12 protein-coding genes are annotated in these 15711 nt (G+C 32.0%); 6 read left to right on the plus strand and 6 right to left on the minus strand.

Annotated features, from left to right (window positions below):
* Positions 1-51 precede the first annotated feature (51 nt).
* The 3 genes from gcvT to P3875_RS01545 form a co-directional block, all read right to left on the minus strand.
* Complete coding sequence (gene gcvT, locus P3875_RS01535; RefSeq protein ID WP_303444500.1) at positions 52-1134, minus strand: glycine cleavage system aminomethyltransferase GcvT; 1083 nt, start codon at positions 1132-1134, stop codon at positions 52-54.
* A gap of 71 nt (positions 1135-1205) precedes the next feature.
* Positions 1206-3608 carry a heavy metal translocating P-type ATPase gene (locus P3875_RS01540; protein WP_303444501.1) on the minus strand — a complete coding sequence of 801 codons (2403 nt, stop codon included), beginning with the start codon at positions 3606-3608 and terminating at the stop codon, positions 1206-1208.
* Between the two features lie 119 nt (positions 3609-3727).
* On the minus strand, positions 3728-4300 hold the full coding sequence (locus tag P3875_RS01545) for an AraC family transcriptional regulator (RefSeq protein WP_303444502.1): 573 nt from the start codon (positions 4298-4300) through the stop codon (positions 3728-3730).
* A gap of 174 nt (positions 4301-4474) precedes the next feature.
* On the opposite strand from P3875_RS01545, the gene P3875_RS01550 reads away from it, so the two are divergent.
* From P3875_RS01550 to guaB, 5 genes are all read left to right on the plus strand, one after another.
* Positions 4475-5167: a DsbA family oxidoreductase gene (locus P3875_RS01550; protein ID WP_303444503.1), complete on the plus strand. Its 693-nt coding sequence runs from the start codon at positions 4475-4477 to the stop codon at positions 5165-5167.
* Positions 5168-5317: 150 nt separating this feature from the next.
* Positions 5318-6337, plus strand: a complete 1020-nt coding sequence (locus P3875_RS01555) for a quinone-dependent dihydroorotate dehydrogenase (RefSeq protein WP_303444504.1) — start codon at positions 5318-5320, stop codon at positions 6335-6337.
* Positions 6337-6966, plus strand: coding sequence for a LysE family translocator (locus P3875_RS01560; RefSeq protein ID WP_303444505.1), 630 nt, complete (start codon positions 6337-6339; stop codon positions 6964-6966). The genes P3875_RS01555 and P3875_RS01560 overlap by 1 nt, the downstream gene beginning before the upstream one ends.
* Before the next feature lie 62 nt (positions 6967-7028).
* Positions 7029-7892, plus strand: coding sequence for a hydroxymethylglutaryl-CoA lyase (locus tag P3875_RS01565; RefSeq protein WP_303444506.1), 864 nt, complete (start codon positions 7029-7031; stop codon positions 7890-7892).
* Positions 7893-7951: 59 nt separating this feature from the next.
* Positions 7952-9424: an IMP dehydrogenase gene (gene guaB / locus P3875_RS01570; protein ID WP_303444507.1), complete on the plus strand. Its 1473-nt coding sequence runs from the start codon at positions 7952-7954 to the stop codon at positions 9422-9424.
* A gap of 84 nt (positions 9425-9508) precedes the next feature.
* Here guaB and P3875_RS01575 read toward each other — a convergent pair whose 3' ends face one another.
* On the minus strand, positions 9509-10420 hold the full coding sequence (locus P3875_RS01575) for a ClpXP adapter SpxH family protein (RefSeq protein WP_303444508.1): 912 nt from the start codon (positions 10418-10420) through the stop codon (positions 9509-9511).
* 242 nt (positions 10421-10662) lie between these two features.
* Here P3875_RS01575 and P3875_RS01580 point away from each other — a divergent pair, with 242 nt between their 5' ends.
* Complete coding sequence (locus P3875_RS01580; RefSeq protein WP_303444509.1) at positions 10663-11031, plus strand: winged helix-turn-helix transcriptional regulator; 369 nt, start codon at positions 10663-10665, stop codon at positions 11029-11031.
* Between the two features lie 74 nt (positions 11032-11105).
* Here the strand turns inward: P3875_RS01580 and P3875_RS01585 are convergent, their stop codons facing one another.
* A complete protein-coding gene (locus tag P3875_RS01585; protein WP_303444510.1) occupies positions 11106-14756 on the minus strand; it encodes an ABC transporter permease/M1 family aminopeptidase in 3651 nt (1216 codons plus the stop codon).
* A complete protein-coding gene (locus P3875_RS01590; protein ID WP_303444511.1) occupies positions 14756-15631 on the minus strand; it encodes an ABC transporter ATP-binding protein in 876 nt (291 codons plus the stop codon). Before P3875_RS01590 ends, P3875_RS01585 begins: the two co-directional genes overlap by 1 nt.
* Between the last annotated feature and the right edge of the window lie 80 nt (positions 15632-15711).

Here is a 15711-nt window from a genome sequence, read left to right on the forward strand (position 1 = left end):
AAAAAGCTACTTTTTAAAAGTAGCTTTTTTTATATAAATTTTCAGCAGTAATTATTTCTTATAAAAAGGTGCTTTTACAACTTGTGCTTTCACATCGTTTTTACGTATACGAATAAAAATTTCAGTACCTTCTTTTGCAAATTCTTTATTCACATAACCCATACCAACACCTTTGTTTAAAGATGGTGATTGTGTTCCTGAAGTAACATGACCAATTACGTTTCCGGCTGCATCAACAATTTCGTAATCGTGACGTGGAATTCCGCGATCAATCAGTTCAAAACCAACTAATTTTGTAGCCACACCGTTTTCTTTATCTGCTTTAATGTTTTCGCTATTTACAAAATCTTTTGTAAATTTAGTAACCCAACCTAAACCAGCAGCAATTGGCGAAGTAGTGTCGTTAATTTCGTTACCATATAAACAATAACCCATTTCTAAACGCAATGTGTCGCGTGCAGCTAAACCAATTGGTTTAATACCGTATGGTTCACCAGCTTTTAAAACTTCGTTCCAAATATGCACAATGTCTTCGTTTTTAGCATAAATTTCAATTCCGCCAGAACCTGTATATCCTGTAGCTGAAACAATTACGTTTTCTTTACCAGCAAAAGTACCTACTTCAAACGTATAAAATTTAAGGTTAGCCAAATCTACATTTGTAATGCTTTGCATTGCTTGGTTTGCTTTTGGGCCTTGAACTGCTAATAACGAATACGCATCTGATAAATTTTCTAACGATGCATTCATTGAATTATGAGAAGAAATCCATTCAAAATCTTTATCGATGTTTGATGCATTTACAACCATTAAATATTCGTTATCGTTTACTTTATAGGTAATAATATCGTCAACAATCCCCCCTTTATCGTTAGGTAAATAGCTGTATTGCGCTTTTCCAGGTACTAAAACAGCAGCGTCGTTACTTGTTACTTTTTGAACTAAATCTAAAGCATTTTCGCCCGAAATTTTAAATAATCCCATGTGCGATACATCAAAAACACCCACATTGTTTCTAACCGTTTCGTGTTCTATAGTAACGCCTTCGTACTGAACCGGCATATTAAATCCTGCAAAAGGAACCATTTTAGCTCCTAAAGCAACGTGAACGTCATTTAAAGGTACTTGTTTCATATTTGTTGAATGATATTATTTTTTACCAAGCGAAATTACATTAATTTTAAACGATTAACAATTTATTGCTTTTATAATTTTAATTTTCGCAATCTAAGAGCATTTGCAATTACAGAAACCGAGCTTAAACACATTGCTAATGCAGCAATCATGGGCGATAACAAAATGCCTGTAGTGTAATACATTACTCCTGCAGCAACTGCTATACCAATTACATTATAAACAAAAGCAAAAAACAAATTTTGCTTAATATTTTGCATAACTTTAGTACTTAAAATATAGGCGTTTTTTACAAGTGAAAAAGAGCTATTTAAAAGGGTTATTTTAGCAAAATCTTGTGCCAAATCAGACCCATTGCCCATTGCAATACCAATATCAGCTTTAGCAAGTGCAGGAGCATCGTTTATTCCGTCGCCAATCATTGTAACAATTTTTCCTTCTTTTTGATTTGATTCAATCATTGATAGTTTATCTTGAGGCAGTTGTTGTGCAAAAACGTTATTAATGCCAACCTGTTGTGCAATTGCATTTGCTGTGTTTTTATGATCGCCCGTTAGCATTATTATTTGTATGTTTTTTGATTGAAGAAATGATACGGTTTCTTTAACTCCGGGCTTTATTGCATCGTGAATAATAGCCAAACCAACCAATTCATTATTTATAGAAACGTACGAAACAGTTTTTCCTTGATTTTGAATTTCGGTTACTTTAAATTTTATTTCTTCAGTAATTTCAATGTTATTTTGATTTAGCAACGCTTCGTTTCCTAAAATTACTTTTTCTTTATTTAATACAGCTTGTATGCCTTTGCCTTGAATAGTTGCTACCATTTTTGCAGGTTCAAATGCTATTTTTAATTCATGGGCTTTATTGGTAAATGCTTTAGCAATGGGGTGTTCACTGCTTGCGTTAAGTTGGGCTGTAATTTTAATTAGTTCTTCTTCTGAAATTCTTTTTAATGGAATGATTTTTTCTAATGATGTTTTTCCTTCTGTTATTGTTCCTGTTTTATCTGTAATTAAAACATTGGTTTTTTGTAAAGATTCTAAAGCTTCAGCTTTTTTTATTAAGATCCCATATTCGGCTCCTTTGCCAATTCCTACCGAAATAGAAACCGGTGTAGCCAACCCCAATGCACAAGGGCAAGCAATTATTAGTACAGAAATGGCATTTTGTAAACCAAATAACAACGAGGGATCTTTAGAAAAATATCCCCAATACACAAAACTACAAACTGCAATAAAAACTACTATAGGTACAAAATACCCTGAAATTTTATCGGCTAAACGCTGAATTGGAGCGCGAGATAAACTAGCTTTGTTTACCATTTCAATAATTTGTGCAATGGTTGTAAATTGCCCAACTCGGGTTGCTTTCATTGTAAACGATTGATCGGTATTGATACTACCTGCTAAAACCTCGTCGTTTTCTTTCTTGTTTACAGGTAAGGGTTCGCCAGTTAACAAAGCTTCGTTTACAGATGTATTTCCAGATTGAATGATACCGTCTACTGGTATTTTTTCACCAGGTTTTACCAATAATTCATCGTTAATTTGAACTTTGTCTATATCAATTTCAGTGGTTTTTCCATTTAATAAAAGCGTAGCTTTTTGCGGAACTAAATTCAATAAATGTTCTAAAGACGATTTTGTTTTTTTGTGTGCACGTGCTTCTAACCATTGTCCTAAAATCATTAACGTAAAAATTACGGCAACGCTTTCAAAGTAAATGGGTAAATGGCTGTTGTTGTGAAAGGCATGTTGATTAAAAAACACGTAAATTGAAAATAAATAAGCTGCAATTGCGCCTAAACCAATCAAACTAAACATGTTTAAGTTTAAAGTTTTAAAGGAAACATAGGCGCGTTTTAAATATTTTTTACCGATTGTTAATACAGCCGTAGCTCCTAAAAATTGCAACCAAAGCGCAACGTTAAACGGAATTATGTTGTAAATAAAACTATCGTGATTCATACCCAACATGGCAATAAAAAAAACAGGAACGGTAACTATTGCCGCTTGTAAAAACATAGTTTTTAAAATACTTTCCTCGTTGTTTTTGGTTGTGCTTCCACCAATTTGCACCAAATCCATACCACAAACGGGGCAGCCAACATTGCTATCGTAAACTTTATCGCCTTCGCAAAGCATTGGGCAATAGTATTTACCAGCTAAATGTTCTAACTGTTTGGGCGGTTGGTTATGATTGTTGTGATTATGTGCAGCATGGTGAGCTATTTCTGAAAGTATTTCTGTACCATCGGCATTTATTGTAATTTCCTGAATGGTGTACGGACCTTTGTGTGAAAGTGCATTTTGTAAATCTTCTAAAGCAATTTTTTTGTTTGTTTCTATAACAGCTTCAGCAGGATTTAAACTTACTTCAACTTTATCTGCAACGGTTTGTAACGCTTCGGTAACTTTGGCTTGGCAGCCGCTGCACGTCATTTCGTTTATTTTATAGCGGGTTTTCATAATTAGGTACATCTTTTTGTAAAATTACTCCGAAAACCCAAAAATACCTTTACACAATTATAAAAAAAGTTTGTATAATTTAAAGAAATTATCAGAAAAAAAATAAACCTTTTAAAGGTTTATTTTACTTCAGTATTTTGTAAAACTTCTTCTTTAAAAGTTTTAATTTCTTTAAAATGCGTTGGTGCTAAACCGGTTACTTTTTTAAATTGGTTGCTTAAATGACCCACCGAACTGTAATTCATTTTATAGGCAATTTCGCTTAATGTTAATTCATCGTAAACCAATAATTCTTTAACCTTTTCTATTTTTTGAAGAATGTAGTATTGTTCAATTGTTTGCGATTCTTGGTTAGAAAATAAAGTACTTAACGTTTGGTATTCTGTTTGTAACTTACTAGCTAAATATTCAGAAAGCGTAATGGTTAAATCGTTCATATCTTTAGAAACCAATTCAATTATTTGATTTTTTATACGTTCAACCAACATGCTTTTTTTGTCGCTTAAAATTTCAAACCCCAAAGGTTTTATGGCATTTTCAATTTTATCACGATCGTCAAGTGTAATGGGTTCATGAAATTCAATCATACCTAAATCTACGTCGTTTATATCGTAACCTAAATCTTCCATCGTTTTTTCAATAACCATAATACATCGCGGGCAAACCATATTTTTAATACGTAAGGTTTTCATAAATTTAATTTTTACATAGATTTTTTCAAATATATCATAAACCAATCGGTTATAAAAGTAAAAATATGTTTTTAATTGATTTTTAAAGAAGTTGTGCTAAAAATCAACCTAAAATTAAGAAAAATGTAACACCTAAATTAAAGCTGAAATTGTACTTTTGACAAAATTTTTATAATGAAAATACAAATTTGGTCGGATGTTATGTGTCCGTTTTGTTATATAGGGAAGAAGAATTTTGAAGCTGCTTTGGAAACACTTCCGTTTAAAAATGAGGTTGAAGTTGAATGGAAAAGTTTTCAATTAGATCCTGATTTAACCGAAACATCGGGTTTAAAAACAACAAGTCAATATTTAAGTGAGCGTAAAGGATTAACTACTCAACAAGTTGATCAAATGCAACAGCATGTTAAGGAAATGGGTGAAAAGGCGGGTATTCATTTCGATTTTTATAAAAATATAATAGCAAATACCTTTTTAGCTCATAAATTATTACATTTTGCAGCTAAAAGCAACAAAGCGAATGATGCGGAAGAATTGTTATTTAAAGCTCATTTTGAAGACGGAGAAAACATTGCCAATGTAAATGTTTTGTTACAAATTGCAACAGAATTGGGGTTAAATACAGAACAAGCCAAAGAAATATTAACAACAAATTTGCTTGATAACGAGGTGAATAATGATATTTTAGAAGCAAAAAATATGGGCGTTTCAGGTGTTCCGTTTTTTGTATTAAATAAAAAATACGCATTATCGGGTGCGCAACCTACTCATTTATTTATTGAAGCTTTAACCCAAACCTACAACGAAACGGTTTTAGTAAATGAAACTAAAAATGGGAGTTCGTGTACAATAGACGGTTGTGAGTAATATATAAAAAGTCAAAGTTTAAACCTGCAAAATTTATAGAAATTTGCAGGTTTTTTTATAAATAAACTTCAATTTTAAATCTTTCAATTATTAAATCTTTCAATTTGATTTCAAAAAGGCTACTTTTGCAAAGCCTTAAAATTTTTAATCATGTATAAATCAATAATTCGTCCGCTTTTATTCAAATTTGATCCCGAAAAAGTGCATCATTTTACTTTTTCAATGATAAAAACCATGCATGCTATTCCGGGTATGAAATCGGTATTAAAATCGATCTATCAAGTAAATGATAAAAAATTAGAACGCGAAGTTTTTGGTTTAAAATTTAAAAATCCAGTAGGTTTAGCTGCAGGTTTAGATAAAGATGCTAAAATATATAATGAATTAGATGCATTTGGTTTTGGTTTTATTGAAATTGGTACCATTACTCCTAAACCACAGGAAGGAAATCCTAAAAAACGTTTGTTTCGTTTAAAAGAAGATTCGGGAATTATTAACCGCATGGGCTTTAATAATGGCGGAATTGACTTAGCAATAGAACGATTAAAACAAAACAAAGGGGTTTTAATTGGTGGTAATATTGGTAAAAATAAAGTAACACCTAACGAAGAGGCAGTTAACGATTATACCATTTGTTTTGAAGCTTTATATCCTTATGTTGATTATTTTGTAGTGAATGTTAGTTCACCTAACACACCAAATTTACGCGCGTTACAAGATAAAGAGCCTTTAACAGCTTTATTAGCAACCTTGCAAAGTTTAAATGTTAAGAAGCCAAAACAAAAGCCAATTCTACTAAAAATAGCACCCGATTTAACCAATGAACAGTTATTAGATATCATTGATATTGTAAACGATACCAAAATTGCAGGTGTTATTGCTACAAATACTACCATTGCACGCGATGGGTTACAATCTGCAAATAAAGTTGAAGTAGGTGGTTTGTCAGGCAAACCATTAACCAAAAGATCTACCGAAGTTATTCGTTTTTTATCAGAAAAAAGTAATAAATCGTTTCCAATAATTGGAGTAGGAGGTATCCATACTGCAGCCGATGCTTTAGAAAAATTAGACGCTGGTGCAGCGTTAATTCAAATTTATACTGGTTTTATTTACGAGGGTCCTGCTTTAATTAAAGAAATTAACCAAGCTATTCTAAAACGTAGTTAATGACGTTAGATATTATTATATCATTTTTTATTACAAGTTTTGCTTTAACTATATCGCCTGGACCAGATATAATGTATGTTTTATCTACAAGTTTAGCAAAAGGCAAGCAATTTGGTTTAGCGGCAGCAGTTGGTTTAAGTTCAGGGTTGTTATTTCATACCACATTATTGGCTTTTGGAATTTCAACCTTAATAGTAGCCATTCCATGGTTGTTTTTAGCAATTAAAATATTTGGTTCTTTATATTTATTGCGAATTGTATATTTTTTATACAAAATACCTTTTCAGCCAATTAGTGTAGAACCAACAACGCAAACCATAACAAAAAGTAATGTATTGCAACAAGTACAACAAGGTTTAATAATGAATATTTTAAACCCCAAAATTATGTTGTTTTTTTTGTCGTTGTTCCCAACATTCTTAAGGCCAGCTGCGGGTAATTTAAAAATGCAAGTTTACACACTAGGCAGTATAGCCATGATTCAAGCTTTTATTGTTTTTTGTGCAGTTGCCATATTAAGTGGTTATTTAAACACTTTTTTAAAGCAAAACAAATACGTGCAAGCATATATGAACTACTTTCAAATTGCAATTTTTATTACATTAATTGTTTTTATGTGGATAAAATAACTGCTTACAAATTGGATTAATTTTTTTTGTAGATATTTTACTTTCTATTATCTTTGAAACTTATGAAGCCAGTAAAAATAATAGAATGTCCGCGCGATGCAATGCAAGGCATTAAAATGTTTATTCCTACCGAAAAAAAAGTACAATACATACAATCGCTTTTGCGTTGTGGTTTTGACACGTTAGATTTTGGAAGTTTTGTATCGCCTAAAGCCATTCCTCAAATGCAAGATACTGCAGAGGTTTTAGCGCAATTAGATCTATCGGATACTAAAACAAAATTATTGGCCATCATTGCAAATACAAAAGGTGCCGAAATGGCATCGGTTCATAATGAAATAAAATATTTAGGCTTTCCTTTTTCAATTTCAGAAAACTTTCAAATGCGCAATACGCATAAAACCATTGCCGAATCTATAGTTACTTTACAAGAAATTTTAGAAATCGCCAATAAAACCAATAAAGAGGTTGTGGCGTATCTTTCAATGGGTTTTGGAAATCCGTACGGAGATCCTTGGAATGTTGATATTGTTGGTGAATGGACAGAAAAATTGGCAAATATGGGGGTGACTATTTTATCGCTTTCTGATACTGTAGGAAGTTCAACACCTAAAGATATAGATTATTTGTATTCTAATTTAATTCCTAAATACCCAAATATAGAATTTGGTGCACATTTGCATACCACACCCGATGCTTGGTTTGAAAAAATTGATGCTGCCTATAAAGCAGGTTGCATTCGTTTTGATGGAGCCATAAAAGGTTTTGGTGGTTGCCCAATGGCAAAAGATGATTTAACGGGAAATATGCCTACTGAAAAAATGTTGAGCTATTTTACTGCAAATAAAGCAGAAACTAACGTTCAAATGATGTCATTTGAAGCAGCTTATAACGAAGCATTAAAGATATTTAATTTTTATCATTAAAATTGTATTTTTATCTAAAAAAGCATTAAATTTGCATGCAATTCAACTACAATTGCAACATGAAAGCACACACAACTAAAATAGTCGGTCAAGGTTTAACTTATGACGACGTTCTTTTAATACCTGCTTACTCTGAGGTATTACCACGTGAAGTTAATATTCAATCTAAATTTACTAGAAACATTACCTTAAATGTACCTGTAATTTCTGCAGCTATGGATACGGTTACCGAAAGTGATATGGCAATTGCTATGGCGCGTGAAGGTGGAATTGGTGTTTTACACAAGAATATGACCGTAGAGCAACAAGCTTTAGAAGTACGCAAAGTAAAACGTGCAGAATCGGGTATGATTATAGATCCAGTTACTTTACCATTAACAGCAACTGTTGGCGATGCTAAATTAGCAATGAAAGAAAACGGAATTGGTGGTATTCCTGTGGTAGATCAAAATCAAATTTTAAAAGGAATTGTTACCAATCGCGATTTACGTTTTGAAAAAGATAATGCACGATCGATTGTTGAAGTAATGACTTCAGAAAAAATTGTTACCGCTTTAGAAGGTACAACTTTAGCAGATGCCGAACAAATTTTACAAGAAAATAAAATTGAAAAATTACCTGTAGTTAATGCCGATTTTAAATTAGTGGGTTTAATTACATTTCGCGATATTACCAAGTTAACTTTAAAGCCAAACGCAAACAAAGATAAATTTGGTCGTTTACGCGTTGCTGCAGCTTTAGGTGTAACTGCTGATGCTGTTGAACGTGCAAAAGCATTAGTTGCCGCAGGTGTAGATGCTTTAATTATTGATACAGCACACGGGCACACAAAAGGTGTAGTAAATACGTTAAAAGAAGTAAAAGCTGCTTTTCCAGAAATTGATGTAGTAGTAGGAAATATTGCTACAGCCGAGGCTGCTTTGTATTTAGCAGAAGCAGGTGCCGATGCCGTTAAAGTAGGTATTGGTCCAGGCTCTATCTGTACAACACGCGTTGTTGCAGGTGTAGGTTTTCCTCAATTTTCTGCTGTAATGGAAGTTGCAGCCGCTTTAAAAGGAACAGGTGTACCTGTAATTGCCGATGGTGGTTTGCGTTACACAGGCGATATTCCTAAAGCATTAGGCGCAGGTGCTGATTGTGTTATGTTAGGATCAATGTTGGCTGGTACTAAAGAATCGCCAGGTGAAACCATTATTTTTGAAGGTAGAAAATTTAAAACCTACCGCGGAATGGGTTCTGTAGAATCTATGAAGCATGGTTCTAAAGACCGTTATTTCCAAGATGTAGAGGACGATGTTAAAAAATTAGTACCTGAAGGTATTGAAGGACGTGTACCATATAAAGGCGAACTTAATGAATCTATGACTCAGTTTATTGGTGGTTTACGTGCAGGTATGGGGTATTGTGGTGCTAAAGATATTCCTACGTTACAAGAAACAGCTCGTTTTGTACAATTAACGTCTTCGGGTATTGGTGAAAGTCACCCACATAACGTTACAATTACAAAAGAAGCACCTAATTATTCAAGATAATTCTAAGTATTTATACTGGTTATAATATTAAAATAGCCCCCAAAATATATATTTTGGGGGCTAAAAATTAGTATAAAGTTTTGGTTATTTTAGTGTCCAAATAGATCCATTTTTAGTGGTTAATTTTTCTAACTTTCCTTTTGCAGTTAAGTCATTTAAAAAGGCTTCACTATCTTTTCTAGGTATTTCAGTAAGTTCAGAAAACTCTTTTGCAGTTAACGATTTGTATTTATTAAAAATTGCACTCCAGCTTTTTTCATACGTTTGTTTAGTAGCTTCGGGCAACATTTTAAGTATAGCATTTTCATAAGAACTGTATGGTTTAGAACCGTAAACAGTTTCTTTACTACCTGTTTTATTTGCAAAAAATACAGTAGGGAATCCCCTAACGCCCAATTCGCGTGCTAATTTTAAATCTTCTTCAAAAAGTGTTTTTGCATTTCCTTCATAATCGTTTTTAAAGGTAGCAACATTAAGTCCCACTTTTTTGGCAGCTAATTCTAAGTTTTCCCATTTTGTAATGTTTAGTTTTTTAAGAAAAACCATTTCTCTAATTTCGCGTAAAAATAAAATAGCCTTTTCATTATTCTGCATTTGTGCAGCTTTAAAAGCAATTGAAGGTGGGAATGATGAATCTAAAGGGTTTTCTAACCACACATCGCCATCAATAGGCATGTCGTAATATGCGCTTACTTCGTCCCAATGATGTGCAACATCAGAAGGTTTGCTTATACCACCACTGTTGTAACTCCAATTTGGAAGCAAACCTCCCATACGGTATTCAATATCTAAATATGTGCCATATTCAAGTTTTAATTTTCGCAATTGCGGTTCAATTCCCCAACAAGAAGAGCAAATAGGGTCGGTGTAATAAATTATTTTTACAGGTTTTGTTTCTGAAGTTACTGTGTTCGACGTTACAGCATTTGTTTTGTTTGTAGGCATTTCGCAAATTCCGCTTTCGGGGTTGCACAATAACGGGTTTTTTTGTTCCATTTTCTTTTTTGTTTGACCTTGACATCCTAAATTGCCAAGTAGAATGAATAAAGTGACGAATTTTAATAGGTTCATAAGTTCAATTGTTTTTAAATTTTGATATGCCATTTATTGACCCATCACGTTAACAAAGCTAGTAAAACGAATGTTACAAATACCATGAATTTCATTTTGGAAAGTAGTTTCCTTTTGGGAACTGCCAATTAAATAAATATATTTGAACGATAAAACGAATATTTTTAATGAAAAAAACGGCCGAAATAAATAAAACGCCTGTTTGCAAAGTTAGAATGCAAGCAATAAGTGATGTAATGAGTTTGTTGTCAGGTAAATGGAAATTTCATATAATAGGAACACTTATTGAAGGAAATACCTTAGGTTTTATGGATTTACTTAGAGAAGTAAATGGAATTGGTTCTAAAATGCTATCAAAAGAACTTCAAGATTTAGAAATGAATAAATTAATTAGCCGAACGGTTCATAACACTAAACCTGTAACCGTTTCTTATGCAATAACCGAATACGGCCAAACACTTTTACCAATGATAAATGAAATGGCAAAATGGGGTGTTAATTATAGAAAAATGGTTTTCAATGAACATGTTATTTAGCAAGTACATTTTATAGAAAATGTAAATTACAACAAAAATCGCCATTCAATTTGAATGATGATTTTTGTTAAGAACTAATTTACTTTTTTACGATTATCATTACTATCGCGGTCAATTAATTTATTGTAAGGGTCAACCCCAACTTCAATAGGTTTTTTATCAACAATAATACTTACTTTGTTATTTACCTTGCTAATTAGGTATTTTTTATTGTACAATTCATTTTCGTATTCGTGAGTACCTTTTATGGTTTTTTCGCCAAAAATACCTACTTCAATAAAATCGTTCATAGTGTACGATTGTATTTTTTTGACTCCATCTGTACCTAGTAATGTTTTGCCGTTTGCATCTTTATAAATTTGAGTACCTTTTGGTGATGTTCGGTATTTTGATGCAATAAACGATATATCTACCTTGTATTTTCCATTTTTTAAAGGGGTAACCTTTACTTTTTTAACTTTATTATCGTAAAGAGTAATGGTTTCAAACATATCAGTTATTAAATATTGCAAGTTAGCCGGCGCGTTTGCTTTTAAAAGATTTACAAATTCTATAGAATTGGTATAAGGCGCTTCTTGAAATTTAACTTTTTCAACAAATTGTTTTAAAATGTTGTTGAATTTTTTTTCGCCTAAATAATCGCTCATAGCATATAAAACAACCGAACCTTTATTGTAATGTATGTATTGTTGGTTTTCGTTGTACATTAACGGGTTTTCTTCTTTGTTTTCCCATTTACGTCCTTGTAAGTAACTATCTAAAGCTTCTTTTAGGAATTTACGCATTTGAAATTTACCGTATTCTTTTTCTAAAACTTTTAAAGAACTGTATTCAGACATAGATTCAGACAACAAAGTTGCGCCTTTTACATTGGCACCAATTACCTGATGTGCCCACCATTGATGTGCCATTTCGTGCGATACAACCGAGAAAGGATAATCTACACTATTAGGATCTTCTTCATCAACCTTTGCAATAAAACCAATAGCTTCAGAAAAAGGCATGGTGTTAGCAAATGCTTGCGCAAATGTACCCATGGTTTTAGGAAATTCTATAATGCGCGCTTGTTTGTGTTGGTACGAACCAAAATTTTCGCTGTAATATGCCAACGATTTTTTTAAAGCATCCATCATTCGGTTCAAATTATATTCGTGGCCTTTATGGTAGTAAATTTCTAAATTTAAATTGTTCCATTTTTCACGTTTTACTTGATATTTAGCCGAATTAAAAGCGTAAAAGTTTAGCATTTTTTGATCCATTTTGTAATGGAAGTAATTTCTGCCATCTTTTTGCCATTCTTTTTGCAAATAACCTGGTGCAATAGCAATTTGGTCGTCTGCTGTACTCACTGTAGTTTCAAACGTAATCCAATCGGCTTCGTTAGAAATATAAGTGTTTTTACGTGCTTCCGGATCGTTTGTTGCAGCCATACGTTCTCGCGGAGCTAATTTGTATTTTTTACGTACGTTATTATCTTCTATTTCAACATTTTGGTTGTATCCAAAAGAAGGAAATATGGTATTGTTTATAAAAGTACCGTTTTCAATAATTGGCGAACGATCTTTTAACCATGTATTCGGTTTATTTTGCACCACCATTTCAACCTTTAATGAATCGCCTGGATTAAGTGGGGTGTTAAGTTTGTAGATGTCAAAATCCATTACGGTATCTTTCATAACCAATTGATACGCCTGGTTAAAATGTATTTTTTTTAAATTTTTACCGTAATTTATAAAAAGAGAATCTACTTTTTTATCAGATTTGTTAACCATAACGTAATTAACAACTGCTTTGTAATTGCGTTCTTTTGGGAAAATATCCATTGCAACGTTTACATCTACAATGCGTGGTTGTGGATATTTTTGATATTTTTTGTACTTTTTTTCGAAATCGACTCTTTGTATCTCATATTCTTGAGAAGTGTAATACGGTTCTAATTTTACAGTTTGGAAATACAAGGCATATCCCAATCCTAAAAAACCACAGGCTAACACAATTAAAGGAACAACTATTGGAGTTTTTAATCGGCCTAAAGCAATTTTAATGCGTTCTTTAGCGCCAGCTAATATGCCACGACGCCAAAAAAGGAGTGTTAAGCCGTATAAAACAAATGCAAAAAGCAACCAATATATTTTGTAGTAAAAATAATCGCGTATTGTACCGTATCCGTTCATATCGGAATAACTATACCCTGGATCAGAATTAAAATGAAAAACCGATTGTTCAATACCTAATTTTCTTAAAGCAACAGGTAATAATTGTACAAGGGCAATACTTATGAAGAATCCAATAAAGTAATTTTTAAAAAATGCTTGAATAAAAAGAGCAAACAATATTAAAATAACATAATCAATTAATTGCAAGCCAAATAATTCGGTAATGTATTGATCTAATTCAAAATGATAATAACCTGCATATGCTTGAATAATCATTCCCGATGCAATTCCAACCAAAAACACTAAACAAACCATTTGTACTAACGCAATAAATTTTGATAATAACAACGACCAATTTGGTATTGCTGTGGCATCTATCAATAAATTTATACGAGATGATTGCGCATTATTTAGTAATATACCTGAAAATAAAAATATTAAAATAGATAAAAATATACCTACACCTATGTTAACTAATTGAATAACTTTCCAGGTTACCGGATAGGTATTTGTACCAAACATTTCACCCAAACTTATACTTGAAATAAGTATGAAAATTACTAAAACGCCTAATAAAATTATAAAAATCGAATTTTTTAAAATACTTAGAAATTCAAATTTAGATAAGCGAATAGCAGTTTTAAGATTTGTCCAAAAAGAAAAATTGTACGATACTTTTGGTAAATTTACTTTAACAACGCTGCTAAAGTTGTTTTTAACCAATCTGTTTCCTTTTTTCTTAAACGATAAATTTATAGGGGATTGATTAAATGAAAATGTAAAATAAGTAGCAATAAAAGCTAAAATACCAACTCCAATCCAAATTAAACGATTGTAAATAAGTACGTTATCAAAAGGGATTGATAAAGTGTTTTGTTCATCAATTGTCCAGTATTTTGTAATATATGTTAAAGCTTGGTTTCCAAAAGGTTCCCACAATGCAGCCACAAATTTATCGTCAACCTTTGCAGTTAAACTGCTTATAATACCAGGTACAAATAACAAAATAATAACTAAAATAACACCTGTATATTGTTTACGAGTTAGTGTAACCAACAAAAAAGTAAGTGCGCCAATAAAAAAAACATTTGGTACAATTAAAATCAAATAACTTTGAAAGTAAGCCCAAATATTAATGGGTCCAAGTAATTCTGTGTTTCCAAAAGGCAATAAATTAGCCAACAAAAAACCAATTGCTAATGAAAAAGTGATAAGTAAAGTAATGCAAAAGCCACTAAAAAACTTTGCAACTAAGTATTGTAATTTATTAAAAGGATACGCAAACAGTAAAGTGTGCATATTGTATTTATAATCGCGTGCAACCGTTGCGCCAATTACTGCTGGAATAATAAAATTAATGTAAGTAGCCAAACCGTTTAACATGCTGTTAATAGCAATTGGAGAATTTACAAAAGTGTTAGAAGCCGTTGTAACTGTAAAATTATCAAAATAGCCCGAAGCTCCGGCCATTACTAAAAAGGATAGCGTAAAAAAAAGTAAAAAATATACATAAAACTGCCAATTTTTAAACCAGCGTTTTGTTTCAAAATTAAAAATAGTACCTAGCATTAGTTATCATTTTTTAGTGAAACAAAATAAACATCTTCTAAAATTGGAACTGCTTTAATAAACGTTTCGTTGGGTTGCACATCACTGTACACACGTATGTTTAACGTATTATCTGGATTAAAATTTGTTGATAAAATATTGTGTTCTTTATTGTAAGTATCAAATTCGGCACGTTCAATAGTTCTTCTCCAAATTTTACCCTCAAGTAATTCTTCTCCACTTTTAGGTGTTCCTTCAAATAAAATTTTACCACCATTTAAAATAGCAACTTCATTGCACAATTCACGCACATCATCAACAATATGTGTTGAGAAAATTACGGTATGATTGGCGCCAATTTCGCGTAAAACATTTAAAAAACGATGGCGTTCTGCAGGGTCTAATCCTGCTGTAGGTTCATCAACAATTATTAATTGTGGATTGTTTAAAAGCAATTGAGCTATACCAAAACGTTGTTTCATACCACCAGAATAACCACTTACGCTTTTGTTGCGAACATCGTATAGGTTGGTTAATTGTAAAACTTCGGTTATAATATTTTTGCGTTCTTCTTTTTTTGTAATTCCTTTAAGTTGGGCAAAATAATCTAATAAAGTTTCTGCCGACATGTTAGGGTATACACCAAATTCTTGCGGTAAGTATCCTAAAACTTTTCGCAACGCATTTTTATCTTCTAAAACATTAATATCGTTAAAATAAATTGATCCTGTTGAAGGCGTTTGTAAAGTTGCAATAGTACGCATTAACGAAGATTTTCCTGCACCGTTGGGCCCAAGTAAACCAAACATTCCTTTACCTATTTCTAAATTTACGTTATCTAAAGCTTTTACGCCGTTTTTATAGGTTTTTGTTAAACCCGAAATTTTTAAACTCATAACTTATTTTTTATAGTTTGATTGATTGAATTTTAAATATAAGTAAAACAATTTACTATATTGTTACACAGATTACTGTT

This window comes from Myroides sp. JBRI-B21084, from assembly GCF_030545015.1.
Lineage (GTDB): Bacteria > Bacteroidota > Bacteroidia > Flavobacteriales > Flavobacteriaceae > Flavobacterium.

Excerpts from the sequence above, each read along its gene's own strand:
- P3875_RS01545 (WP_303444502.1), bottom strand. The coding sequence starts at position 4,300 with ATGAAAACCTTACGTATTAAAAATATGGTTTGCCCGCGATGTATTATG.
- P3875_RS01550 (WP_303444503.1), top strand. The coding sequence starts at position 4,475 with ATGAAAATACAAATTTGGTCGGATGTTATGTGTCCGTTTTGTTATATA.
- guaB (WP_303444507.1), top strand. The coding sequence starts at position 7,952 with ATGAAAGCACACACAACTAAAATAGTCGGTCAAGGTTTAACTTATGAC.
- P3875_RS01585 (WP_303444510.1), bottom strand. The coding sequence starts at position 14,756 with ATGCTAGGTACTATTTTTAATTTTGAAACAAAACGCTGGTTTAAAAAT.
- P3875_RS01565 (WP_303444506.1), top strand. The coding sequence starts at position 7,029 with ATGAAGCCAGTAAAAATAATAGAATGTCCGCGCGATGCAATGCAAGGC.
- P3875_RS01575 (WP_303444508.1), bottom strand. The coding sequence starts at position 10,420 with ATGGAACAAAAAAACCCGTTATTGTGCAACCCCGAAAGCGGAATTTGC.
- P3875_RS01540 (WP_303444501.1), bottom strand. The coding sequence starts at position 3,608 with ATGAAAACCCGCTATAAAATAAACGAAATGACGTGCAGCGGCTGCCAA.
- P3875_RS01590 (WP_303444511.1), bottom strand. The coding sequence starts at position 15,631 with ATGAGTTTAAAAATTTCGGGTTTAACAAAAACCTATAAAAACGGCGTA.
- gcvT (WP_303444500.1), bottom strand. The coding sequence starts at position 1,134 with ATGAAACAAGTACCTTTAAATGACGTTCACGTTGCTTTAGGAGCTAAA.
- P3875_RS01560 (WP_303444505.1), top strand. The coding sequence starts at position 6,337 with ATGACGTTAGATATTATTATATCATTTTTTATTACAAGTTTTGCTTTA.
- P3875_RS01580 (WP_303444509.1), top strand. The coding sequence starts at position 10,663 with ATGAAAAAAACGGCCGAAATAAATAAAACGCCTGTTTGCAAAGTTAGA.
- P3875_RS01555 (WP_303444504.1), top strand. The coding sequence starts at position 5,318 with ATGTATAAATCAATAATTCGTCCGCTTTTATTCAAATTTGATCCCGAA.